20 protein-coding genes are annotated in these 24,680 nt (G+C 60.0%); 12 read left to right on the plus strand and 8 right to left on the minus strand.

Annotation, left to right across the window (positions count from 1 at the left end; translation table 11 throughout):
* Positions 1-51: 51 nt before the first annotated feature.
* Positions 52-870 (minus strand): pyruvate, water dikinase regulatory protein, encoded by an 819-nt coding sequence (locus tag CKW21_RS29235; protein ID WP_095197284.1) that lies wholly within the window; start codon positions 868-870, stop codon positions 52-54.
* A 174-nt stretch (positions 871-1,044) separates the two neighbouring features.
* Between CKW21_RS29235 and ppsA the strand changes: the two genes are divergently transcribed.
* The 8 genes from ppsA to CKW21_RS29275 all read left to right on the plus strand — a co-directional run bounded on the left by ppsA (position 1,045) and on the right by CKW21_RS29275 (position 9,231).
* Complete coding sequence (gene ppsA / locus CKW21_RS29240; protein WP_095197285.1) at positions 1,045-3,420, plus strand: phosphoenolpyruvate synthase; 2,376 nt, start codon at positions 1,045-1,047, stop codon at positions 3,418-3,420.
* A 198-nt stretch (positions 3,421-3,618) separates the two neighbouring features.
* Positions 3,619-4,608: an alpha/beta fold hydrolase gene (locus tag CKW21_RS29245; protein ID WP_095197286.1), complete on the plus strand. Its 990-nt coding sequence runs from the start codon at positions 3,619-3,621 to the stop codon at positions 4,606-4,608.
* Positions 4,609-4,748: 140 nt separating this feature from the next.
* Positions 4,749-5,237: a ribonuclease E activity regulator RraA gene (gene rraA / locus CKW21_RS29250; RefSeq protein ID WP_170948765.1), complete on the plus strand. Its 489-nt coding sequence runs from the start codon at positions 4,749-4,751 to the stop codon at positions 5,235-5,237.
* Between the two features lie 35 nt (positions 5,238-5,272).
* Complete coding sequence (locus CKW21_RS29255; protein ID WP_095197288.1) at positions 5,273-6,268, plus strand: zinc transporter ZntB; 996 nt, start codon at positions 5,273-5,275, stop codon at positions 6,266-6,268.
* A 57-nt stretch (positions 6,269-6,325) separates the two neighbouring features.
* Entirely contained in the window at positions 6,326-6,580 is a 255-nt protein-coding gene (locus CKW21_RS29260; RefSeq protein WP_371917554.1) for a CrfX protein, read from the plus strand.
* A gap of 2 nt (positions 6,581-6,582) precedes the next feature.
* The gene (locus CKW21_RS29265) at positions 6,583-7,407 is read left to right on the plus strand and encodes a mechanosensitive ion channel domain-containing protein (protein ID WP_008048604.1); all 825 of its coding nucleotides are present in this window, start codon (positions 6,583-6,585) and stop codon (positions 7,405-7,407) included.
* A gap of 91 nt (positions 7,408-7,498) precedes the next feature.
* Entirely contained in the window at positions 7,499-8,089 is a 591-nt protein-coding gene (gene sigX / locus CKW21_RS29270) for an RNA polymerase sigma factor SigX (RefSeq protein WP_064678884.1), read from the plus strand.
* 107 nt (positions 8,090-8,196) lie between these two features.
* Entirely contained in the window at positions 8,197-9,231 is a 1,035-nt protein-coding gene (locus CKW21_RS29275) for an OmpA family protein (RefSeq protein ID WP_095197290.1), read from the plus strand.
* 86 nt (positions 9,232-9,317) lie between these two features.
* On the opposite strand, the gene cobA is transcribed toward CKW21_RS29275, so the two are convergent.
* From cobA to CKW21_RS29300, 5 genes are all read right to left on the minus strand, one after another.
* Positions 9,318-10,082, minus strand: a complete 765-nt coding sequence (gene cobA, locus CKW21_RS29280) for a uroporphyrinogen-III C-methyltransferase (protein ID WP_095197291.1) — start codon at positions 10,080-10,082, stop codon at positions 9,318-9,320.
* Positions 10,083-10,255: 173 nt separating this feature from the next.
* The gene (locus tag CKW21_RS29285) at positions 10,256-11,926 is read right to left on the minus strand and encodes a bifunctional protein-serine/threonine kinase/phosphatase (RefSeq protein ID WP_095197292.1); all 1,671 of its coding nucleotides are present in this window, start codon (positions 11,924-11,926) and stop codon (positions 10,256-10,258) included.
* A 7-nt stretch (positions 11,927-11,933) separates the two neighbouring features.
* Positions 11,934-13,145: a NarK/NasA family nitrate transporter gene (locus CKW21_RS29290; RefSeq protein WP_095197293.1), complete on the minus strand. Its 1,212-nt coding sequence runs from the start codon at positions 13,143-13,145 to the stop codon at positions 11,934-11,936.
* Positions 13,146-13,520: 375 nt separating this feature from the next.
* Positions 13,521-14,096 (minus strand): ANTAR domain-containing response regulator, encoded by a 576-nt coding sequence (locus tag CKW21_RS29295; protein WP_095197294.1) that lies wholly within the window; start codon positions 14,094-14,096, stop codon positions 13,521-13,523.
* A 15-nt stretch (positions 14,097-14,111) separates the two neighbouring features.
* Positions 14,112-15,323 carry a CmpA/NrtA family ABC transporter substrate-binding protein gene (locus tag CKW21_RS29300; protein ID WP_095197295.1) on the minus strand — a complete coding sequence of 404 codons (1,212 nt, stop codon included), beginning with the start codon at positions 15,321-15,323 and terminating at the stop codon, positions 14,112-14,114.
* 228 nt (positions 15,324-15,551) lie between these two features.
* Between CKW21_RS29300 and CKW21_RS29305 the strand changes: the two genes are divergently transcribed.
* Complete coding sequence (locus tag CKW21_RS29305; protein ID WP_095197296.1) at positions 15,552-16,571, plus strand: quinone-dependent dihydroorotate dehydrogenase; 1,020 nt, start codon at positions 15,552-15,554, stop codon at positions 16,569-16,571.
* 293 nt (positions 16,572-16,864) lie between these two features.
* Here CKW21_RS29305 and rmf read toward each other — a convergent pair whose 3' ends face one another.
* On the minus strand, positions 16,865-17,080 hold the full coding sequence (gene rmf / locus CKW21_RS29310; protein ID WP_003223300.1) for a ribosome modulation factor: 216 nt from the start codon (positions 17,078-17,080) through the stop codon (positions 16,865-16,867).
* Between the two features lie 529 nt (positions 17,081-17,609).
* Here rmf and rlmKL point away from each other — a divergent pair.
* Together rlmKL and CKW21_RS29320 are read left to right on the plus strand one after the other, a co-directional pair.
* The gene (rlmKL, locus tag CKW21_RS29315; RefSeq protein WP_095197297.1) at positions 17,610-19,880 is read left to right on the plus strand and encodes a bifunctional 23S rRNA (guanine(2069)-N(7))-methyltransferase RlmK/23S rRNA (guanine(2445)-N(2))-methyltransferase RlmL; all 2,271 of its coding nucleotides are present in this window, start codon (positions 17,610-17,612) and stop codon (positions 19,878-19,880) included.
* A gap of 197 nt (positions 19,881-20,077) precedes the next feature.
* Positions 20,078-22,477: a GGDEF domain-containing protein gene (locus CKW21_RS29320; protein ID WP_095197298.1), complete on the plus strand. Its 2,400-nt coding sequence runs from the start codon at positions 20,078-20,080 to the stop codon at positions 22,475-22,477.
* A gap of 124 nt (positions 22,478-22,601) precedes the next feature.
* On the opposite strand, the gene dacB is transcribed toward CKW21_RS29320, so the two are convergent.
* The gene (gene dacB / locus CKW21_RS29325) at positions 22,602-24,062 is read right to left on the minus strand and encodes a D-alanyl-D-alanine carboxypeptidase/D-alanyl-D-alanine-endopeptidase (RefSeq protein ID WP_095197299.1); all 1,461 of its coding nucleotides are present in this window, start codon (positions 24,060-24,062) and stop codon (positions 22,602-22,604) included.
* 233 nt (positions 24,063-24,295) lie between these two features.
* Between dacB and CKW21_RS29330 the strand changes: the two genes are divergently transcribed.
* The gene (locus tag CKW21_RS29330; protein WP_046042876.1) at positions 24,296-24,637 is read left to right on the plus strand and encodes a YggL family protein; all 342 of its coding nucleotides are present in this window, start codon (positions 24,296-24,298) and stop codon (positions 24,635-24,637) included.
* The last annotated feature ends 43 nt before the right edge of the window (positions 24,638-24,680 follow it).

Below are 24,680 nucleotides of genomic sequence, written 5' to 3' on the forward strand. Positions count from 1 at the left end.
CAATGTGGGAGCGAGCCTGCTCGCGAAGGCGGTGTGTCAGGCGCTACAAATCTATTTGAACCGCCGCTCCACACCTTTCTCCACCAAAATCTTCGCGGAGATTTCTTCAACGGAAAAATGCGTGGAGTTGATGTTCGGAATGTTCTCGCGGCGGAACAGGTTTTCCACCTCGCGCACTTCGAACTCGCACTGGGCGTAGCTCGAATAGCGGCTGTTGGGCTTGCGCTCGTTGCGGATCGCGGTGAGTCGGTCCGGGTCGATGGTCAGGCCGAACAGCTTGTGCTGGTGGGCACGCAGGGCGCTTGGCAGTTGCAGGCGTTCCATGTCGTCTTCGGTCAGCGGGTAGTTGGCCGCGCGGATGCCGAATTGCATGGCCATGTACAGACAGGTCGGGGTTTTGCCGCAGCGCGACACGCCCACCAGGATCAGGTCGGCCTTGTCGTAATAGTGCGTGCGGGCGCCGTCGTCGTTGTCGAGGGCGAAATTCACCGCCTCGATGCGCTCCATGTAATTGGTGTTGGCACCGATGGAGTGGGACTTGCCGACGGTGTAGGAAGAATGCTCGGTCAGTTCCTGTTCAAGGGGCGCCAGGAAGGTCGAGAAAATGTCGATCATGAAACCATTGGAAGTCGCGAGGATCTCACGAATATCCTGATTGACGATGGTATCGAAGATGATCGGGCGAAAGCCGTCGTTTTCGGCGGCTTTGTTGATTTGTTGTACCATGGCCCGCGCTTTGTCCACGTTGTCGATGTACGGCCGCGTGACTTTGCTGAAGGTAATGTTTTCGAACTGCGCCAGGAGGCTTTGACCCAGGGTTTCGGCAGTAATGCCGGTGCCATCGGAGATAAAGAAAGCAGATCGTTTCATTTGCACCTTGGGCCTTAAGCTAATGATCATTCTTGGATATGATAGGCGCGATTTGTCGGCCGCCATTGGCCCGCATTCTCACTTATTTTCCAGGTCCAGGCCATACAGCCGGCAAACGCTCCCCCGAGCAACCGGCTTCTGAGCTTTTCCAACACAGTTAGTGGAGAGATCACCTTGGTAGAGTACGTAGTTTCCCTCGATAAGCTCGGCAAACACGATGTTGAGCATGTGGGGGGCAAGAACGCATCCCTGGGCGAGATGATCAGCAACCTGGCAGGTGCCGGTGTATCGGTGCCCGGTGGCTTCGCCACGACCGCTCAGGCTTATCGTGATTTCCTGGAACTGAGCGGCTTGAATCAGCAGATTCACGATGCCCTCGATGCCCTGGACGTCGACGACGTGAATGCACTGGCCAAGACCGGTGCCCAGATCCGTCAATGGATCATGGAAGCCGAGTTCCCTGAAAAACTGAACACCGAAATCCGCACCGCATTCGCCGCGCTGTCCGCCGGCAACCCTGACGTGGCCGTGGCCGTGCGTTCTTCCGCGACTGCCGAAGACTTGCCAGACGCCTCTTTCGCCGGTCAGCAGGAAACCTTCCTGAACATCCGTGGTGTCGAAAACGTCATTCGCGCCGCCAAAGAGGTGTTCGCCTCCCTTTTCAACGATCGCGCGATTTCCTACCGCGTGCACCAGGGCTTCGACCACAAGTTGGTAGCCCTGTCGGCCGGCGTACAGCGCATGGTCCGTTCCGAAACCGGCACCGCCGGCGTGATGTTCACCCTCGATACCGAATCGGGCTTCCGTGACGTGGTGTTCATCACCGGCGCCTACGGCCTGGGTGAAACCGTCGTACAAGGCGCGGTCAACCCGGATGAGTTCTACGTCCACAAAGGCACGCTGGCCGCCGGTCGCCCGGCGATCCTGCGCCGCAACCTGGGCAGCAAGGCCATCAAGATGATCTACGGCGACGAGGCCAAGGCCGGACGTTCGGTCAAGACCGTCGATGTCGACAAGACCGATCGCGCGCGTTTCTGCCTGACCGACGCCGAAGTCAGCGAGCTGGCCAAGCAGGCGATGATCATCGAGAAGCACTACCAGTGCCCGATGGACATCGAATGGGCCAAGGACGGTGACGACGGCAAGCTGTACATCGTGCAGGCCCGTCCGGAAACCGTGAAGAGCCGCACCCAGGCCAACGTCATGGAACGCTACCTGTTGAAGGAAACCGGCACCGTGCTGGTGGAAGGCCGTGCCATCGGCCAGCGCATCGGCGCCGGCAAGGTGCGCATCATCAAGGACGTGTCCGAGATGGACAAGGTCCAGCCAGGCGACGTTCTGGTCTCCGACATGACCGACCCGGACTGGGAACCGGTCATGAAACGCGCCAGCGCCATCGTCACCAACCGTGGCGGCCGTACCTGCCACGCAGCGATCATCGCCCGTGAGCTGGGTATCCCGGCCGTGGTCGGTTGCGGCAACGCCACCCAGCTGTTGAAAGACGGCCAGGGCGTGACCGTTTCCTGCGCTGAAGGCGACACCGGTTTCATCTTCGAAGGCGAACTGGGCTTCGACATCAAGAAGAACTCCGTGGACGCCATGCCGGAGCTGCCGTTCAAGATCATGATGAACGTCGGCAACCCGGACCGCGCCTTTGATTTCGCGCAGTTGCCGAACGCTGGTGTGGGCCTGGCCCGCCTGGAGTTCATCATCAACCGCATGATCGGCGTGCACCCCAAGGCGCTGCTGAACTACGACGGCCTGCCGCAGGACATCAAGGAAAGCGTCGACAAGCGCATCGCCGGCTACAACGATCCGGTCGGCTTCTATGTCGATAAACTGGTCGAAGGCATCAGCACCCTGGCCGCCGCGTTCTGGCCGAAAAAGGTCATCGTGCGCCTGTCGGACTTCAAGTCCAACGAATACGCCAACCTGATCGGCGGCAAGCTCTACGAGCCGGAAGAAGAGAACCCGATGCTGGGCTTCCGTGGCGCTTCGCGTTACATCAGCGAATCGTTCCGCGACTGCTTCGAACTCGAATGCCGTGCCCTCAAGCGCGTGCGCAACGAGATGGGCCTGACCAACGTTGAAATCATGGTGCCGTTCGTTCGCACCCTGGGTGAAGCGAGCCAAGTGGTGGATCTGCTGGCCGAAAACGGCCTGGCCCGTGGCGACAACGGTCTGCGCGTCATCATGATGTGTGAACTGCCGTCCAACGCGATCCTGGCTGAAGAGTTCCTCGAATTCTTCGATGGTTTCTCCATCGGCTCCAACGACCTGACCCAGCTGACCCTGGGCCTGGACCGTGACTCCGGGATCATCGCGCACCTGTTCGATGAGCGTAACCCGGCGGTCAAGAAGCTGTTGGCCAACGCCATTGCCGCGTGCAACAAGGCCGGCAAGTACATCGGCATTTGCGGTCAGGGTCCTTCGGACCACCCGGACCTGGCCAAGTGGCTGATGGAACAAGGCATCGAAAGCGTTTCGTTGAACCCCGATTCCGTACTGGAAACCTGGTTCTTCCTGGCTGAGGGTCAGGCTTCGGCTTGATCGTGTGTGAACGGCCCGTCTTGCTGTAGGAGCGAGCTCGCTCGCGATGGACGTCAACGATGACGCGTTTATCCTGGATGAACGTGGTGTTCTGAAGTTCTTCGCGAGCAAGCTCGCTCCTACAGGGTGGGGCGGTTCGTTTCAAGATTGAAGTAGGGCGGGCTCCTCTGGATGCCGCCCTTTTTTGTGCAAGAGACTATGCAAAGCAGCAGCAACCTATTTCCTGTCGCCCTGATCAGCGCCGAGCGGCGCGGTGATCTGAGCGAAGATGTCTATCGATTGAAGCCCGCCAACAGCCCTGACGGTACCGTCGAGCTGGCTGTGACGCGCCTGGGCATGGCCGATGAGCACTCCGTGCGCGGCGTGCCGGTGATTCTGTTGCATGGCAGCTTTTCCAATCGACGCTTCTGGTTTTCCCCCAAGGGCCTGGGCCTGGGGGCTTATCTGACGCGCCTGGGATTCGATGTCTGGATTCCGGAAATGCGCGGTCACGGCTTGTCCCAGCGCAACCAGAACTATCGCAAAAACCGCGTTGCCGACTATGCGCGTTACGATCTGCCGGCCATTGGCGCATTCGTGCGCGAGCAAAGCGGCCAGGTCCCGCACTGGATCGGCCATTCGCTGGGCGGCATTACCCTGGCGGCAGCGCTGGGTGGTGATTACATTGGCGAGCCGGTGGTGGCGTCCGCGGCATTTTTCGGCACGCAAGTCAGCCGCACCTATTGGCCGTTGAAAATTCCGCCAGTCGAGTGGAGCGGGCGTTTCATTCTCAAGCGTTTTGCCCAGTTGTCCGGTTCACGACTCAAGCGCGGTCCGGAAGACGAGCCGATCGGGTTGGCTCTGGAAAGCATGCGCTGGTACGGCTTGTTCGGGCGCTTTGGCGATGCCGACAAGGACTGGTGGGCAGGGTTGGCCGAGGTCAAGTTGCCGGTGCTGGCAGTGAGCGCCGCAGGCGATCATCAGGATCCGACCTGGGCTTGTCACAAGTTGTTCGATCAGGTGGGTTCCGAGCACAAGCAATTTATCAACCTGGGTCGCGATCAGGGCTTTAGTGACAATTTTGGTCACGTGGAAATGCTGGTCAGCAAAGCCGCCCAGGCTGAAGTCTGGCCGTTGGTGGCCCGCTGGTTGGCGGATCAACAAACACCGCTGCTGGGCAATCAAGCGGATTTGACCACGACGATCTAAGCTGGACGCTCTATCAGGGGCATTTCGCTCTGATCGGCTTGCGGCTAAGATATGACGGATTGAGCTATTCCAGTCATTTTTGATGATTGAGTCATCAGTGATGTTCGTCCCGTCTTCCTCTTTACAGGAGTTTCTCGATGATCCATTACCTCACGCCTGACCTGTGCGACGCCTACCCGGAGCTGGTGCAGGTGCTGGAACCGATGTTCAGCAATTTCGGCGGCCGTGATTCCTTCGGCGGCGAAATCGTGACCATCAAGTGCTTCGAAGACAACTCGCTGGTCAAGGATCAGGTCGAACTCAACGGCAAGGGCAAGGTACTGGTGGTCGATGGCGGCGGCTCCCTGCGTCGCGCGCTGCTGGGCGACATGCTGGCCGAGAAGGCGGCGAATAACGGCTGGGAAGGGCTGGTGATCTACGGTTGCATCCGTGATGTCGACGTTATCGCGCAAACCGACCTGGGGGTGCAGGCGCTGGCCAGTCACCCGATGAAGACCGACAAGCGCGGCATCGGCGACCTCAACGTTGCCGTGACCTTCGCCGGCGTGACCTTCCATCCAGGCCAGTACATCTATGCGGACAACAATGGCGTGATCATTTCGCCAAGCCCGCTGAAAATGCCTGAGTAAGATTCAGCCGACTTTTTTTGAAGAATGGAATGCGGATGTTCGAGGAAGAAAACGCGCAGTGGGGGCTGGTACATGCCCTTGTGCTGGACGGTAAAGGCGGTGCGCGTTCGATAGCCCGGACAGAACTCGATGACTTGCAGCTGCAGGCCCATGAAAGCCTGTGGCTGCACTGGGATCGCAGTCACCCGCAAACCCAGACCTGGCTGCGCAAAACCAGCGGTCTGAGCGAGTTCAGCTGCGACCTCCTGCTGGAAGAAAATACCCGTCCGCGCCTTCTACAGCTTTCGGACAGCGAACTGCTGCTATTTTTGCGTGGGGTAAACCTCAATCCGGGCGCCGAGCCTGAAGACATGGTGTCGGTACGGATCTTCGGCTCGGCCCAACGGGTCATTTCCCTGCGTTTGCGTCCATTGCGCGCCACCGAAGAGCTGCTGGTGCAACTGGCGGACGGCAAGGGACCGAAAACCGCCTCCGAACTCATTCTTTATATGGCGCAGTACCTCACCAACAAGGTGCAGGATCTGGTCAGTTGCCTCTCGGAAGTGGTCGATGAGGAAGAAGAAAAGCTGGATGCCGACGAACGGTATACACCCGAGCATGGAGAGGTTTTACAGATCCGTCGCCGGGCGGCTGCGTTGAAGCGGTTTCTCGCTCCGCAGCGGGATATTTTTGGTCAGCTGACGCGGATCAAGTTGCCGTGGTTCGTTGAGGACGACGGGGATTACTGGAATGAATTGAACAACAGCCTGACCCGTTATTTAGAGGAACTTGAGTTAACGCGGGAGCGGGTGGGGCTGGTCCTGGAGGCTGAAGACCGCCGCTTGAGCGTGCGCATGAACCGCACGATGTATCGCTTCGGGATCATCACCGGGATCTTTCTGCCGATGAGTTTTCTGACCGGTCTTTTGGGGATCAACGTCGGGGGTATTCCGTTTTCCGAAAGCCCCTATGGCTTCCTCGTCGCCTGCCTGCTGATGATTTCGGTGGCGCTCGGGCAGTGGTGGTTATTCCGACGTTTGCGCTGGGTTTGAAAGTGACCCATGTGACCCGACCAAATTTGACCGCGTCTTTCACAGACATCACGAGAGGTGCGTATGCACGATCCGTTTGAAGAGTCTTTGCGTGACATGCTCAAGGCATCACCGTCCACCCGGGACGACGATGCATGCCTTGGTCGCGTCCTGAAAACCGCCAACCGCCAGGTCGGCGCCGGCGATCTGTTCAGCCTGCTGGGCCGCTGGCTGCCCGCGCTGATGATCGCTCTGAATAACGGCTCGGCCCACGTGGCGCCGGTGTCCCGTCTTCGTAAACCTACCGCTCGCACTGCTGATAAGGCTGATTGAATATGGAACTTGATCTCTGGACACAGAGCCTCGTCACTGCAATGACTGCGTTATGGACCAAGGTTGCGAACTTCATTCCGAACCTGTTTGGCGCACTGGTTGTGCTGCTTTTGGGTTTTGTCGTGGCCAAGCTGCTGGACACGTTGCTGTCCAAATTGCTCGCCAAACTGGGCCTCGATCGCCTGATGGGCGGTACCGGCCTGACCAAGCTGCTGTCACGCGCCGGTCTCCAGGTTCCGATCTCCACGCTGATTGGTAAAATCGTTTATTGGTTCGTTCTGCTGATTTTTCTGGTTTCTGCCGCAGAATCCCTTGGACTTGAGCGAGTTTCAGCTACGCTGGATATGCTTGCGTTGTATTTGCCGAAGGTATTCGGCGCAGCGCTGGTGCTGCTGGTGGGTGTCCTGCTGGCGCAACTGGCCAATGGCCTGGTGCGCGGCGCCGCGGAAGGCGTAGGCCTGGACTACGCTTCCGGGTTGGGGCGAATTGCCCAGGGCCTGGTGATCATCATCAGCATCTCGGTAGCGATCAGCCAGTTGGAGGTCAAAACTGACCTGCTCAACCATGTGATCGTCATCGTTTTGATTACCGTTGGTCTGGCGGTTGCGCTGGCCATGGGATTGGGAAGCCGGGAAATTGCCGGTCAGATTCTTGCGGGAATCTATGTGCGTGAGTTGTACCAGGTTGGGCAACAAGTGCGTGTTGGCGAGGTCGAAGGGCAGATCGAAGAGATCGGCACGGTTAAAACCACATTGCTGACCGATGAGGGTGAGCTAGTCTCTCTTTCCAATCGGATCCTCCTTGAGCAGCATGTGAGTAGCCGCTAACCCGGCAAACCCTGCTAATGTATGCCGCCGCTAAAAAGCCTGCAGACGCAGGCAGCGGTGGACATTGACCTGACTGTCGGCCCGACTTGTTTTGAATAAAGCCCAATCGCTATCCACGCGCTACGACCCCCGCGAGCTCTCTGATGAGGAGTTGGTCGCGCGCTCGCATACCGAGCTGTTTCATGTTACGCGCGCCTATGAAGAACTGATGCGGCGTTACCAGCGAACATTATTTAACGTCTGTGCACGATATCTCGGGAACGATCGCGATGCAGATGATGTCTGTCAGGAAGTGATGTTGAAGGTGTTGTATGGCTTGAAGAACTTCGAGGGCAAATCGAAGTTCAAGACATGGCTATATAGCATCACGTACAACGAGTGCATCACACAGTATCGGAAGGAACGGCGAAAGCGTCGCTTGATGGACGCATTGAGTCTGGACCCCCTCGAAGAAGCGTCCGAAGAAAAGGCGCCGAAACCCGAGGAGAAGGGCGGACTTGATCGCTGGCTAGTGTATGTGAACCCGATTGACCGCGAAATTCTGGTGCTACGATTTGTCGCAGAGCTGGAATTTCAGGAGATCGCAGACATCATGCACATGGGTTTGAGTGCAACAAAAATGCGGTACAAACGCGCTCTAGATAAATTGCGTGAGAAATTTGCAGGCGTTGCCGAAACTTAGTTCGGCGCAAATATCTCTTACGTGTAGGCAAGTTCTGATAGACTTGCCGCCGAGTTGTCCCCCGGTTTGCGGGACTGCTTCACAATCACCAGATGGGGATTTAACGGATGAAACTGAAAAACACCTTGGGCTTGGCCATTGGTTCTCTTATTGCCGCCACTTCGATCGGCGCTCTGGCACAGGGCCAAGGCGCAGTTGAAATCGAAGGCTTCGCCAAGAAAGAGTACTATGACAGCACCCGTAACTTCAAAAACGACGGCAACCTGTTCGGTGGCTCGGTTGGTTACTTCCTGACTGACGACGTTGAGCTGCGTCTGGCCTACGACGAAGTACACAACGTCCGTGCTGACGACGGTAAGAACGTAAAAGGCGCTAACACCGCTCTGGACGCTCTGTACCACTTCAACAACCCAGGCGACATGCTGCGTCCTTACGTCTCGGCCGGTTTCTCCGACCAGAGCATCGACCAGAACGGTTCGAACGGCCGTGACCGTTCCACTTTCGCCAACGTTGGTGGCGGCGCCAAGCTGTACTTCACCGACAACTTCTACGCCCGTGCCGGCGTTGAAGCTCAATACAACATCGACCAGGGCAACACTGAGTGGGCTCCTAGCGTCGGTATCGGTGTGAACTTCGGTGGCGGCTCCAAGCCAGCCGCTGCTCCAGTTCCAGCACCAGCTGAAGTCTGCTCCGACAGCGACAACGATGGCGTGTGCGACAACGTCGACAAGTGCCCGGACACCCCAGCCAACGTTACCGTTGACGCTGATGGCTGCCCAGCAGTTGCTGAAGTCGTACGTGTAGAGCTGGACGTGAAATTCGACTTCGACAAGTCGGTAGTCAAGCCTAACAGCTACGGCGACATCAAAAACCTGGCTGACTTCATGAAGCAGTACCCATCCACCAGCACCACTGTTGAAGGTCACACTGACTCCGTCGGTCCTGACGCTTACAACCAGAAACTGTCCGAGCGTCGTGCAAACGCCGTTAAGCAAGTTCTGACCAACCAGTACGGTGTTGAATCGTCCCGCGTTCAGTCTGTTGGCTACGGCGAATCCCGCCCGGTTGCTGACAACGCCACTGACGCTGGCCGCGCTGTAAACCGTCGCGTAGAAGCGCAGGTTGAAGCTCAAGCTAAGTAATTAGCCCGCAGCTTTGAGAAAAGCCCGGCTTAGGCCGGGCTTTTCTTTGTCTGCGATTTGGTGGGAGTGCCGGTGAGTCAGCAATGTCAGGCTGATTGACAGACCGTATTCGCGGGCAAGCCACGCTCCCACACGGGAGATGTTGCGTTGGCGGCTACTGCGCCAATCACCAGAATCGCCGGGCTTTTCAGCTCGAAGGCGTGGGCAGCTTCTTCCATGCCCGTCAGATCGCTCCGACATTCCCGTTGTTGCGGCAGTGAAGCGTTTTCGATCATCGCCACTGGCGTGTCGGCCCTCATTCCGCCCGCCAACAGTTGTTCACGTATTTCACTGAGCTTGGCCACGCCCATGTAGATCACCAGGGTCGTACCGCTTTGGGCCAGCGCCTGCCAGTTCAGGCTGCTGCCGTCCTGGGTATGGGCCGTCACCAGTGTCACGCCGCGCGCTACACCGCGCAGGGTCAGCGAAATATCGCATTGCGTGGCGCCAGCGAGCCCGGCGGTGATGCCATTGACCAGTTCGACCTCAACCCCGCGTTCGCGCAACCACTGTGCCTCTTCACCGCCGCGCCCGAAAATGCACGGATCGCCACCCTTGAGCCGCACCACGCATTTGCCTTGGCGCGCGTAGCGCAGCATCAGGCGGTGAATGAACGCTTGTGGCGTGGAGCGGCAGCCGCCGCGTTTACCCACGGGAATGATTCGCGCATTGCTGCAGTGTTCAAGGACTGCGTCATTCACCAGATCATCGATCAGCACGACATCCGCTTCTCTCATCGCCCGCACGGCCTTGAGCGTCAACAATTCCGGATCACCAGGGCCTGCACCGACCAGCCAGACTTTTGCGTTCATCGTGTTTTCCTCATTGTGAAACGGTAATGGAGCAAGTCGAAAGAATTGCAGCGACGTTCAGTTCGCCTTCGTCGGAACGCCGCCCGGAGCCGGCTCGCTCCCACAGGGGATTCGGAGGTGTTCACACGATCCCTTGTGGGAGCGAGCCCGCTCGCGAAGGGCGCAACTCGGTCTCAGCCATGAAATACCGCAAACAGCAGCGCCAGATTTATCAGTAGCGACACCAGCGCCAACGTTCTCCACACTTTCAGCGGCTCGCGCTCCAGCAGCGGCCGGGGGCGCACGCTCAAGCTGCGGCGCTCACCCTGTTCTATCTGCAGCAACCATTCTTCCGCTGTTTCAAAGCGCTGAGCCGGATCCGCCGCTACCGCGCGTTCCAGGCTGAGCGCCAGCCATTCCGGTAGGTCCGGGCGGTAGCGGCTGGCGCTGACGGGCACGCCGAATCGTGGACGCTGGAAAGCTTCGATTTCGCCGTAGGGAAAATGCCCGGTGAGCAGGTAGTAAAGGGTCACACCGACCGCATACAGATCCTGTTGCGCTGTCGGCGCTTCACCGCGAAACGCTTCCGGCGCGATGTAGCTGGGTGTTCCGGGCAGGGCAGAGGGTTGGTCTTCGGACAGGCCGGGGCAGTAAGCGAGCCCGAAATCCAGCAGGCGCAACTCACCATCGTCCCCCAGCAGCAGGTTTTCCGGTTTGATGTCTCGATGCAGGATCTGGCGTCGATGCAGCAGGCCGACCGCTTTGAGCAGTCGCTCGGCCAGGTCCTGCCACTGGGGCAGTGGCAACGTTCCGATCCGCGCCTGCAGTTGCGCCAGGGTGGAGCCGGAATATTCACGCATCACGTAGTACAAATGCTGACGCTGACTGGCAGCATGGACTTCAGGAAAATGTCGCCCGGCCACACGCTTGAGAAACCATTCTTCCGACAACAATGCTTGCCCGGCCAAGTGATCATCACGCAGAGCACCGGGCAGGGTTTTCAGCAGCCAGGGTTGTTGCTGGCTGTCACGCACTCGATAAAGCAGCGATTGCTGGCTCTGGCCGAGAATGGCTTCGACCTGCCAACCCTCGAAGTCCTGGCCCGGTTTCAGCGTCGGCGGCAGCGGCCATTGCTGCAACTGAATCAGCGCGTCGCCAATGCTGGTTTCACCGAGGGCATCGACCCGCACCAGCAAGGCGCTGGCATTGTCCTGGCTGCCGGCCAGGTGCGCGGCCCTCACCAGCGTCTGCGCGGCGTGGTCCAGATCCGGTTGATCACGCAGTATGGCGGCAATCGCGGTATCGCCCAGAACCGCCCAGATACCATCGCTGAGCAGCACGAAGCTCTCATCCTGACGCAATTCACCGTCGAGAAAATCCAGCACCAGGTGCTGATCGAGCCCCAGCGCCCGCTTGAGCACATGCTGCATGCCCGGTTGATCCCACACGTGATCTTCGCTGACCCGCTGCAATTGATCGGCATGCCAGCGATACACCCGGCAATCACCGACGTGGGCCAGGGTAAAACGCCGGCCACGCAAGACCAGGGCACTGACCGTAGTCAGCAGTGGTTGCCCACTGCCGTTGGCCTGCAACCAGCGATTCTGCGCGATCAGCAGGCGATCCAGTGCCTGGGCGACACCCCAGGTTTCCGGGGTAGCGTAGTAATCCAGCGCCAGGGCCTGCAGCGTCGATCGGGCGGCCAGGCCGCCATCGGCACACTGGCTGACGCCATCGGCGATGGCAAACAGGTAACCCTTGCTGGCTGCCAGCGCCGGGGCCGGCGTCACCAGGCGCAAGGCGTCCTGGTTTTCGTCGCGCGGACCGATGGCGCTGGCTTCGGCAAAACTCAGTTGCAGGCTCATGGAAGCATCAGACCCGTGCAGCGGTTACAGCGGCCGAGCCCCAGGTGGTTCTCCAGCGACGCTTCACGCCATGCAGGCCGAACCAGGCGAGGACAGCGAGACTGGCGAACAGCCACAGCGCCATCTGGTAGCTGCCGGTGCTTTGTTTGATCGCACCCATGCCGGCGGCGAGGGCAAAACCGCCAATGCCGCCAGCCATGCCGATCAGGCCGGTCATTACGCCGATCTCCCGACGGAAGCGCTGTGGAACCAGCTGGAACACCGCACCGTTGCCTGCCCCAAGACCCAGCATGGTGCAGACGAAAAGTGCCAGGGCCGCGTAGGAGCTTGGCAGGTTGAAACCCACGGCCGCGATGCAGATCGCCGCTACGGTGTACATCGCCAGCAAGGTGCGGATGCCGCCGAAGCGATCAGCCAGGGCGCCACCCAAAGGACGCATCAGGCTGCCGCCGAACACGCAGGCCGCGGTGTAGTAACCGGCGGTCACCGGGCTCAGGCCATACTGGTCGTTGAAATAACCGGGCAGGGCACTGGCCAGGCCAATGAAGCCGCCGAAGGTCACACAGTAGAAGAACATGAACCACCAGCTGTCGCGGTCGCCCAGCGCCTTGAAGTAGTCGGCCATCGACTTGGCTTTCGGCCGTTCGGGGGCGTTTTTGGCCAGCCAGGCGAAGACGATCAGGGTCAGGATCAGCGGGATCAAGGCGAAGCCGAATACATTGCTCCAGCCAAACGCCGCTGCCAGCACTGGCGCAATCAGCGCGGCCAGCACGGTGCCCGAGTTACCGGCCCCGGCGATGCCCATGGCTTTGCCTTGATGCTGCGGCGGATACCATTGTGATGCCAGGGGCAGGGCGACGGCGAAAGAGGCGCCAGCCATGCCCAGGAACAGCCCCAGCAGCAGCGCTTGCTCGTAGCTGTGGATCCCGAGTTTCCAGGCACCGAACAACGCACAAATGACGATCACTTGACCGATGATGCCGGCGGTTTTCGGTGACAGGCGATCAGCCAGCATGCCCATCACAAAGCGCAACACCGCGCCGGCCAGAATCGGCGTGGCCACCACCAGCCCGCGCTGTTGGGTGGTCAGGTGCAAGTCACCGGCGATTTGCACCGCCAGGGGGCCGAGCAGGTACCAGACCATGAAGCTCAAATCGAAATAGAGGAAGGCCGCGAACAGGGTCGGGGTATGGCCGGATTTCCAGAAGCTTGAATTCATCGCGCACCTCAGCTGATAGGAGTCTCGAACGGGATTCATGCAGGTGGGGCGCCTCAGGGCCGCACCACCGGCCCCGAGCTATGGGGCCAAAACAAAAAAAACGCCGCTACCCGATTCGCCAGGGGCAAATGGGGTGAGCGACGTCTTTGTCGTAGGTGGGGCAACCGCCGTTGGTTACCTGTGGCGATTACCTAGCGAGATTTGTGCCAACAGCCAGCTATGCAGGGAAAGAGCTTTTGTGGCGAGGGAGCTTGCTCCCGCTCGGCTGCGCAGCAGTCGTAAATCCAGTAATACCTGATTCATCGGATTGCCTGATTTTAGGGCCGCTGCGCAACCCAGCGGGAGCAAGCTCCCTCGCCACAGAGGAGCGGGGCTTCAATTAAGCAACTCACTCATGGCAATGATCTGCTCCGCCACCTGGATCAGCTTCTGCTGGCGGCTCATGGCCTGGCGGCGCATCAGGGTGTAGGCCTCTTCTTCGTTGCAGTCCTTCATTTTCATCAGCAGCCCCTTGGCCAGCTCGATACGCTTGCGCTCGGCCAGTTGCTGGTCGCGGGCATGCAGTTGCGCGCGCAAGGCCTGGTCGCTTTCGAAACGGGCCATGGCCACGTCGAGAATCGGCTGCAAGCGTTGTGCGTGAATGCCTTCGACGATGTAGGCACTGACCCCGGACTTGATCGCCTGGCGCATCACGTCGGGGTCGTGTTCGTCGGTAAACATCACGATCGGCCGTGGCTGGTCGCGGCTCACCAGCACCACTTGCTCCATCACATCGCGGCCGGGTGACTCGGTATCGATCAGAATCACGTCCGGACGCACCGTTTCGACGCGTTCGGGCAGGTCGATGGTCAGCCCGGACTCGTCGATCACCTCGAAGCCGGCTTCGATCAGGGCCGCTTTCAGGCGCCCGACTTTTTTCGCGGTGTCGTTGATCAGCAGGATACGCAACATATTCGCAGTCTCCTGTCAGCGGCTGGCAATAAGGGGCGAGCTGTCGCTCATGGCGTGCAGCTTGAAGCTGCGGGCGTAGCCGGCCGGATCAGACCCATCCCAGACCCTGCCGTCGATCAGCTGGCTGCTGCGCATTGCTTCGCTCGCAGAAGCGACTCCGACGGCACTGGCGGCCTCTCGGTACAAGTCTAGTTGCTGGACCTGACGGGCCACCGCGAGGTAATCCGGATCGTCGCGCAACAACCCCCAGCGACGGAATTGGGTCATGAACCACATGCCATCGGACAGGTACGGCAAATTGACCTCGCCATCAGCATGGAAACGCAAGGCGCGCGGGTCTTGCCAGCGATTGCCGAGACCGTCGGCGTAGTCACCCAGCAGACGCGGTTCGATGCAGTCGAGCGGGGCGTCGAGGTACTGCGGTGCGCTGAGCAATTGCGCGGTGCTGCGGCGATTTTCGGTGCTGTCTTCGATGAAACGGCTGGCTTGCAGGATTGCCATCACCAGCGCCCGGGCGGTATTGGGGTATTGCTCGACGAAGGCGCGGGTGCAGCCCAGGACCTTTTCCGGGTGATCGGGCCAGATGGTCTGGGTCGTCGCCAGGGTAAAACCGAGATCCTGTTGCACCGCGCTGGCGGACCAGGGCTCGCCGACACAAAAACCGTCGATGCGGCCCGCTTGCAGGTGCGCGACCATTTGCGGCGGCGGCACCACCACGCTGTCGACGTCCTGCAACGGATGAATGCCCTGACTGGCGAGCCAGTAATACAGCCACATGGCGTGGGTGCCGGTGGGAAAGGTCTGAGCAAAGGTCAGTTTTGGGCGAGTTTGGTGCACGTGTCGGTGCAGTGCCTCAGGACCGGTCACGCCCAGGCTCTGTAAACCGTGGGAGAGGTTGATGCTCTGGCCGTTCTGGTTCAGCCCCATGAGCACGGCCATGTCGGTCGCGGCCACGCCACCGATGCCCAGGTGCACGGCATAGATCAAGCCGTAGAGACTGTGGGCGGCGTCGAGTTCTCCGCTGACCAGTTTGTCCCGCAGATTGGCCCAGGACGGTTGGCGCTTGAGGTTCAGGGTCAGGCCGTAGGGCTGGGCGAACCCCTGGGTGGCGGCAACCACCACCGAGGCGCAGTCGCTCAGGGCCATGAAGCCCAGATTGATTTCGGTCTTTTCCGGGGCATCGCTGCCATTGACCCAGGCCAGAGGGCCGGCTGACGGTTCGTTCATCGCGTGTTCACCTTGCAAAAAAAAGCGTCGTCCCGGGTCCTTGCACACGCAAGTCCGGGTGACGACGCCATTGTCCTGGCACTCATCCCGTCGTTGGCATGGGTGCTGATGACTGAGCGGGTGCAAGGCATATGCCATCGCCGGCTGTTTTTCTCTTGCGCCTCGCCTGTGGACCTGTGCCCGGCTATAATCGCCGCCACTTTTCGCCGCCCTGAGTCCAACCCGCCCATGTACACCCTGGCCCGTCAGCTGTTGTTCAAACTTTCCCCGGAAACTTCCCACGATCTGTCCCTGGACCTGATCGGCGCGGGCGGGCGTCTGGGGCTCAACGGCTTGCTGTGCAAGGCACCGGCGAAGATGCCGGTAAGTGTCATGGGGCTGGACTTCCCGAACCCGGTAGGGCTGGCGGCCGGTCTGGACAAGAACGGCGCGGCCATCGACGGCTTTGCGCAGTTGGGTTTCGGTTTTGTCGAGATCGGTACCATCACCCCGCGTCCGCAGCCGGGCAACCCGAAGCCACGCCTGTTCCGTCTGCCGGAAGCCGAGGCGATCATCAACCGCATGGGGTTCAACAACCTCGGCGTCGATCACCTGCTGGCCCGCGTGGCGGCGGCCAAGTACAAGGGCGTGTTGGGCATCAACATCGGCAAGAACTTCGATACGCCGGTCGAGCGTGCCGTCGACGATTACCTGATCTGCCTGGACAAGGTCTACGCCCACGCCAGCTACGTGACGGTCAACGTCAGTTCGCCGAACACCCCGGGCCTGCGCAGCCTGCAATTCGGTGACTCGCTCAAGCAATTGCTGGCCGACCTGGCTGCACGTCGCGCGGAACTGGCGCTGCGTCACGGCAGGCACGTACCGCTGGCCATCAAGATCGCCCCGGACATGACCGACGAGGAAACCGCCCAGGTCGCCCAGGCACTGATTGAAACCGGTATGGACGCGGTCATCGCGACCAATACCACCCTGAGCCGCGTGGGCGTCGAAGGCATGGAGCATGGCGACGAGGCGGGCGGTCTGTCGGGCGCACCGGTTCGCGACAAGAGTACCCACACTGTGAAGGTGCTGGCGGCCGAGCTGGGCGGTCGCTTGCCGATCATCGCGGCGGGCGGCATCACCGAAGGCAAACACGCAGCCGAGAAAATCACCGCGGGCGCAAGCCTGGTGCAGATCTATTCGGGCTTTATCTACAAAGGCCCGGCATTGATTCGCGAGTCGGTCGACGCTATCGCCGCCCTGCGCTGACGCAAGGTGCTGTTGTGGCGAGGGAGCTTGCTCCCGCTGGGCTGCGAAGCGGCCCCAAAACCATCCAATTGAGCGTGTCAGGTAAAGCGTGGTTGCAGGATTTACGACTGCTTCGCAGCCGAACGGGAGCAAGCTCCCTCGCCACAAAGGTGGTTGCGTTTTTATTGGATTTCCAACAGACATAAAAAAGGGCTCCTCGAAGGAGCCCCTGGGCCGTAGCCCGCCGTCCGGATGGGACGTGCGTGGTTAATTCGTTGCGTAATCAGATTGTGTGTCGGAGTGTGTGCCCTGTGTTAGCCGACGGCGTGAAGTTCGTTGAGTCTGTGGATTCCCGCAGTGCCGGTCATACCGTCCCAGTTGTCGCCGCGTCCTTCTCGCCAGCCGTTAATCCAGGCTTGACGTACCGACGGTAGAGTAAATGGGCAAAGCTCACGGGATTTGCCACCAACGCCATATTGATATCCGCGCAAAAATGCTCTTTCCAACGGATCACGCTTAAGTCTTCTCATAGGGTGTAGCCCTCACTTGTTGACTGTTTTTATCGCGTCGACCTCAATCGAGGTCAGGCAGAAAAACTCTGCCGTTGGGGGCTCGCTGCCGGCGTGGCGAGCCAAGGTGTTGACGTCATTGCGGCGCCAACCTGTATTGAGTTCTAACCAATGCGTCACATCGAGGGAATGATCGTTTTGTCATAAGCACGTAACCGTTAATGTGGTATGGCCATAAGTAACACGATGTTCTCCGCGTATTTATTGATCAAAGCCCTGTATGATCGGCCCCCCGCAGGATGAAGGGTTTAATCCTTTGGTGAGAATGCCTCGCGTTGCAGTGGGGATTATTCGACGAAGGGTCGACTTATGACATTTTGTTGCATCAACTTTTTTATCTGTCCTTGCATCTAAGCTCTTTTAACCCGAGCAGCAAGGGTGGGACGGCACACCTTCGTGCCACGCGGGCGCTCTTCGAGAAAAGCGCCTGATTGAAAACCGGGCCGGCAATGCGTTGCCGGTTCACTCAGCCAAAGGCACAGAAATCCTCATGTCCGATCGTTTCGAACTCTTCCTCACTTGCCCAAAAGGCCTTGAAGGCCTGCTCATCGAGGAAGCCGTCGGGCTTGGCCTTGAGGAAGCACGTGAGCACACCTCTGCCGTGCGCGGCATGGCCACCATGGAAACCGCTTATCGCCTGTGCCTGTGGTCGCGCCTGGCCAACCGGGTGCTGCTGGTACTCAAGCGTTTCCCGATGAAAGACGCCGAAGATCTCTATCACGGCGTACTCGACATCGACTGGCAAGACCATATGCTCAATGACGGTACCCTGGCGGTCGAGTTCAGCGGTCATGGCTCGGGTATCGACAACACCCACTTCGGTGCGCTGAAGGTCAAGGACGCCATCGTCGACAAGCTGCGCACGCCGCAGGGCGACCGTCCGTCCATCGACAAACTCAACCCCGACCTGCGCATCCATCTGCGTCTGGACCGTGGCGAAGCCATTCTGTCCCTCGACCTGTCCGGCCACAGCCTGCACCAGCGCGGTTATCGCTTGCAGCAAGGCGCGGCGCCGCTGAAGGAAAACCTCGCGGCAGCGATCCTGATCCGTTCCGGCTGGCCACGTATCGCGGCCGAAGGCGGCGCGCTGGCGGACCCGATGTGTGGTGTGGGTACCTTCCTGGTTGAAGCGGCGATGATCGCCGCCGATATCGCGCCGAACCTGCGCCGCGAGCAATGGGGTTTCACCGCTTGGCTCGGCCACGTGCCGGCGCTGTGGAAAAAACTCCATGAAGAAGCCGCCGAGCGCGCCGCCGCCGGCCTGGCCAAGCCACCGCTGTGGATTCGCGGTTACGAAGCCGACCCGCGCCTGATTCAGCCGGGTCGCAATAACGTCGAGCGTGCCGGCCTGAGCGAGTGGATCAAAATCTACCAGGGCGAAGTCGCGACGTTCGAGCCGCGTCCGGACCAGAACCAGAAAGGCCTGGTGATCTGCAACCCTCCCTATGGCGAACGTCTGGGTGACGAGGCGAGCCTGCTCTACCTCTACCAGAACCTCGGCGAGCGTCTGCGTCAGGCCTGCCTGAACTGGGAAGCCGCGGTGTTCACCGGCGCGCCGGACCTGGGCAAGCGCATGGGTATCCGCAGCCACAAGCAGTATTCGTTCTGGAACGGCGCCTTGCCGTGCAAACTGCTGTTGATCAAAGTGCTGCCGGATCAATTCGTCACCGGCGAGCGTCGCACCCCGGAACAGCGTCAGGCCGAGCGTGAGCAGGCTGAATATGATCAGGCGCCGAGCGAGCCGCAAGAGCGCAAATACAACAAGAACGGCAATCCGATCAAGCCAACTCCAGCCCCCGCGCCGGTGGTCGAGCAGCCTCGCCTGAGCGAAGGCGGGCAGATGTTTGCCAACCGCCTGCAAAAGAATCTCAAGGGCCTGGGCAAGTGGGTCAAGCGTGAAGGTATCGACTGCTACCGCGTCTACGATGCCGACATGCCGGAATATTCCATGGCCATCGACCTGTACCAGGATTGGGTCCACGTCCAGGAATACGCCGCCCCCAAATCCATCGACCCGGAAAAAGCCTCGGCGCGCATGTTCGATGCCCTGGCCGCGATTCCGCAGGCGTTGAACATCGACAAGAGCCGCGTGGTGGTCAAGCGCCGCGAGCGCCAGAGCGGTACCAGGCAGTACGAGCGCCAGGCGGCGCAGGGCAAGTTTGTCGAAGTGAACGAAGGCGGCGTGAAGCTGCTGGTGAACCTCACCGATTACCTCGATACCGGCCTGTTCCTGGACCACCGGCCGATGCGCCTGCGCATTCAGAAAGAGGCGGCCGGCAAGCGCTTCCTCAATCTGTTCTGCTACACCGCCACCGCCAGTGTTCATGCGGCCAAGGGCGGCGCGCGCAGCACCACCAGTGTCGACCTGTCGAAGACCTATCTGGACTGGGCACGGCGCAATCTGTCGCTGAACGGTTTCTCGGACAAGAACCGTCTGGAGCAGGGCGATGTGATGGCCTGGCTGGAGGCGAGCCGTGACGAGTACGACCTGATCTTCATCGACCCGCCGACCTTCTCCAACTCCAAGCGCATGGAAGGTATCTTCGACGTGCAGCGTGACCAGGTGCAATTGATCGACTTGGCCATGGCGCGGTTGGCCACCGGTGGGGTTTTGTACTTCTCCAACAACTTCCGCAAGTTCGAGCTGGAGCCCAATCTTTCCGAGCGTTATGCGATCGAAGAGATCACCGCCCAGACCATCGATCCGGATTTTGCGCGCAATGCCAAGATCCACCGCGCGTGGAAAATCACGGCCCGTTGATGTTAAACCCCTGTAGGAGCGAGCTCTGCTCGTGATGGATTCGAGAGCACCGCGTACATCCAGAAAGTACGCGTTATCGTTATCGACCATCGCGAGCAGAGCTCGCTCCTACAGCGCTGGTCAAATTAGTGGCTAATAGCTATAACTCAACTCAAGGCCAAAGGGCTTTCCCGCACCTGGCGTTCTGAGTTGTATTTATGTCGTTGCACGCCGTGCGCCCAAAAATCCTGGGTTTTATCAGCGAAGATGTCTCGGCCTGGCTGGTCGCGCTCCTGGTATTGCTCGTCGGCGGGATTCTCACGGGGTTACTGGCCTGGTCAACGCTCAATCTGTTTCAACATCAATTGCGGCAACGTTTTCAACTGCTGGCCAGTGAACGTTACAGCCGTATCGAAGAACGTTTCGAAGATCAGGAGCAGCGCCTCGATGGTCTGCGCCGCTTCTTCGCCAATTCCGATTCGGTTTCCCGAGAAGAATTCAACGGCTACACCCTACCTCTGTTGCACCGCACCCAGGCGTATTCATTCGCCGAACGGGTCAGTGGCGATCAGCGGGCGGCGTTCGAGCGCCGTTTGCGGGATGAGGGCCTGAGCGGTTTTACCCTGCGCGAACTCAATGCCGACGGCCAACTGCAATTGGCTGCCGAACGGGATGAGTATGTGGTGGTGGTGTACAGCCAGACGCAAAGCAAACTCGGCGCGCCGCTCGGCTACGATTTGCTGGCGCAGCCGATGCGGCGCACCACCCTCGAACGGGCCGACCGGCACGGGCGCATGGCGGTGTCGCAACCGATGCACCTGGTCAGTATCGAACCGGCCTATGCACGGGGTGTGCTGCTGGTCGCGCCGGTCATGTTGCGCAACCACCCGGATGGCGCAACCGGCAAACCGTTCGGTTATGTGATGGCGGTGATCAGCATGCGTCAGCTGCTGGCCGACGGCTTGCCGGAATCTGGCCGTGATTATCTTTCGGTGCGCATCCTCGACTTATCCACCGATGCACAGCACGAAGTACTGTTCGAATCGCCGAACGCTCCTGCCGTCAGCGAGTTGTCCGCGACCCGGTTGTTACGCCTGGCTGATCACGATTATCAAGTCGATATCCAGCCCAGCGAGGCGTTCCTGCAGGCCAATCATTCGTCGGTGACCACCCTGGTGGTGCTGGGAAGCTTGCTCAGTATGTTGCTCAGTGCCTTGCTCTACGTCTTGGTCAGCCAGCGGCAACGGGCATTGAAAATGGTCGAGCAGCGGACCGAGGAACTGCGTGCCCGCGAACAGGAACTGCGCGGCACCCACGGTCAGTTGCGCGGGGTGCTGAATGCCGCCACCCAGGTGGCAATCATCGCCACGGACCTGCGCGGGGTGATCAGCACCTTCAATGCCGGCGCCGAGCAAATGCTCGGCTACACCGCCGCCGAAGTGGTGGGGCACATGACCCTGGAAAACCTGCACTTGCCCCGGGAGCTCGCCGCACGTTCGGCCGAGTTGAGCGCGCGATTCGGCAAGCCGGTGCCGACCTGCCACGCGATGTTGGTCGAGAACAGCATCGAGGGCGGGCACGAAGCGCGGGAGTGGACGCTGGTGCGTGGCGATGGCAGCCATTTGATGGTGAACATGCTGGCCACTCCGGTGCTCGACGAACAAGGCTTGTGGGTCGGGCATCTGGCGGTATGCATCGACATTACCGAACGCAAACGCGTGCATGAGGCGTTGGCGGCGCGGGACCTGCTGTTGAAGAAACTCAGCGCCCATGTGCCCGGCGGGATTTACCAGTTCAAGATGGAGTTCGACGGTCGCTTCAGCGTCATTTATGCCAGCGACGGTATTCGCGAGATCTACGAGCTCGAACCGGATGTGTTGCTGCTCAATGCCGAAGCGATCTTCACGCGCATTCATCCTCAAGACACGACTCGTGTTCGCGCATCGATCCGCGCTTCGGCGGACACCCTCAGTCCCTGGCGCGAGGAATACCGCGTGCAACTGCCCCGGCGCGGCCTGCGCTGGGTCCGCGGTGAGGCGACGCCGGAGGAACTCCCCGGTGGCGGCGTACTGTGGCATGGCTATATCTCGGACATTTCCGACATGAAGCGGGTGGAAGAAGAGCTGCGCGCGCTGTCGGTCACCGACGCCCTGACCGGTATCCACAACCGCCGCTATTTCCAGGAGCGCCTGACCGGCGAGATGGCCCGGGTGGAGCGTGGCGGCGGCGAGCTGTCGGTGATCATGCTCGACATCGACCACTTCAAACGCATCAATGATCAGCACGGTCATGCCGTGGGCGATCGGGTGTTGCAGGCGGTGTGTGAGCGCATTGGTCAACGGCTGCGACGCACGGATGTGTTCTGCCGTCTGGGCGGCGAAGAGTTTATGGTGCTGTGCCCGGACATCGGCGGCGAACAGGCCCATCTGCTGGCGGTGGAATTGTGGCAAAGCTTGCGCAATGCACCGATCGACGAAGTGGGGGTCGTCACGGCCAGTTTCGGGATTGCCAGCTGGCGGGTCGGCGAGGGCGCGGATGCGCTATTGCTGCGCGCGGATTCCGGGGTTTATGCGGCGAAGCAGGCGGGAAGGGATCGGGTGCAGGGGGAGATGAATTAGTCAGTCGTACACCTTTACCTGTGGGAGCGGGCTTGCTCGCGAAAGCGGTCTATCAGTCACATCAATGTTGAATGTGCTGCCGTCTTCGCGAGCAGGCTCGCTCCCACAGTGGTTCTGTGGTGTCTTATAGAACCGAAGCCGTCTGCGGCGTTTTCGGCTGGCGATACAGGTCCAGCAGCACCTGATCGAGCACCGACGAGGCGCCGAACGGGGCCTTGTCGTTGAGGATTGCCACCACGGCCCAGGTATTGCCATTGACGTCGCGACTGTATCCGGCAATCGCCCGCACGGTGTTCAGGGTCCCGGTCTTGACGTGGGCTTCACCGCGCATCGCGGTGGTCTTCAGGCGTTTACGCATGGTGCCGTCGGTACCGGCTATCGGCATCGAGCTGATGTATTCGGCGGCGTATGGGCTGCGCCACGCGGCTTGCAGCATTGAAGCCATTTCCCGGGCACTGACGCGCTCGGAGCGGGACAGGCCGGAGCCATTCTCCATTACCAGATGCGGCGCAGTGATGCCTTTCTTGGCCAGCCACTGACGCACCACGCGCTGGGCAGCCTTGGCGTCGTCGCCGTCGGCGTCGGTGCGGAATTTCTGGCCGAGGCTCAGGAACAGCTGCTGGGCCATGGTGTTGTTACTGTATTTGTTGATGTCGCGGATGATTTCCGCCAGGTCCGGCGAGAATGCCCGGGCCAGTACCTTGGCGTCTTTCGGCGTTGGCGCCAGAACGTCCCGGCCTTGAATGCTGCCACCCAGTTCTTTCCAGATCGCGCGCACGGCACCGGCGGTGTAGGTCGCATGGTCGAGCAGTGACAGGTAAGTCTGCGAGCTGCAGCCTTCGCCCAATTGACCGCCGACCGTGACGGTCACGCTGCCATCGGCCTGGGTGACCGGGTTGTAACGCACACCGCCGGTGCACTGTTTGGAATTGAGTGCTTTGACCTGATTTTCGATGCGGATGCTGGCAATCGGCGGTTCCACGGAAATCAGCACCCGGCCGCCATCGTTGCGGGCAACGAAGCGCAGGGCCTTGAGGTTGACCAGCAACGCATCGGGCTTGACCAGGAACGGCTTGTTCTCATCGTTGCCGTCGTCGTTGAACTCCGGCAATTGCGGTTGCGCGAAGAAGTTCTTATCCAGCACCAGGTCGCCGGTGACCTGGGTCACGCCATTGGCGCGCAGATCGCGCATCAACAGCCAGAGTTTTTCCATGTTCAGTTTCGGATCACCGCCACCCTTGAGGTAGAGGTTGCCGTTGAGGATGCCGCCGCTGAGGGTGCCGTCGGTGTAGAACTCGGTTTTCCACTGGTGGTTCGGGCCGAGCATTTCCAGGGCCGCGTAGGTGGTGACCAGTTTCATGGTCGAGGCCGGGTTGACCGATACGTCGGCGTTGAAAATGGTCGGGGTGCCCGGGCCGTTGAGTGGAATCATCACCAACGACAGGGCGTTGTCCTGCAACTTGCTGGCTTTGAGGGCTTTTTCAACGTTGGGCGACAGCGCGGTGTTGATCGGTTCAGCGGAAACGGGGAGGGCCAGCGGGAAAAGGAGGCCAGCCAGCAGCAGTGGACGCAACGATTTGATCATGTGAAATAAAACCCTACAGCCGAGGGGAAAAGACGAGGGCATGAAAATGAAAAGCCCTCAGCGGTCATGAAAGTGTCGGCATTATGCCCCAAGGTGTCATGGCTTGTGCCGTGCCTTGGTCTTGTTATCGGCTATTTTTTTACCGGCGGTAGGGTGCGCGCCGTTCAGAGGCGGGCAATCGGCGACTTAAACTGCTAAAGTGCCGGCCGTTATTACTTAAGAGGATTGTTCCAATGGCGACTAACCGTTCCCAGCGTCTGCGCAAAAAACTGTGCGTCGATGAATTTCAAGAGCTGGGTTTCGAACTGAACCTGGATTTCAAAGAAGATTTGGCTGATGAAGCCATTGATGCTTTCCTCGATGCGTTCCTCAAAGAAGCCATGGAAGCCAACGGCCTGGGTTATGTTGGCGGCGACGACTACGGTCTGGTTTGCCTGCAGAAGCGTGGCTCGGTCAGCGCTGAACAGCGCGCTGCCGTTGAAGCCTGGCTCAAGGGGCGCACCGAGTTGACCAGCGTTGAAGTCAGCCCGCTGCTGGACGTTTGGTACCCGGAAAAGCCGATCAATCAGGCTTAAGGGCAGTTGCAAGCTTCAAGCTGCAAGCGGCAAGTTAATTGCG

Source organism: Pseudomonas sp. Irchel 3A7 (genome assembly GCF_900187565.1).
GTDB lineage: Bacteria > Pseudomonadota > Gammaproteobacteria > Pseudomonadales > Pseudomonadaceae > Aquipseudomonas.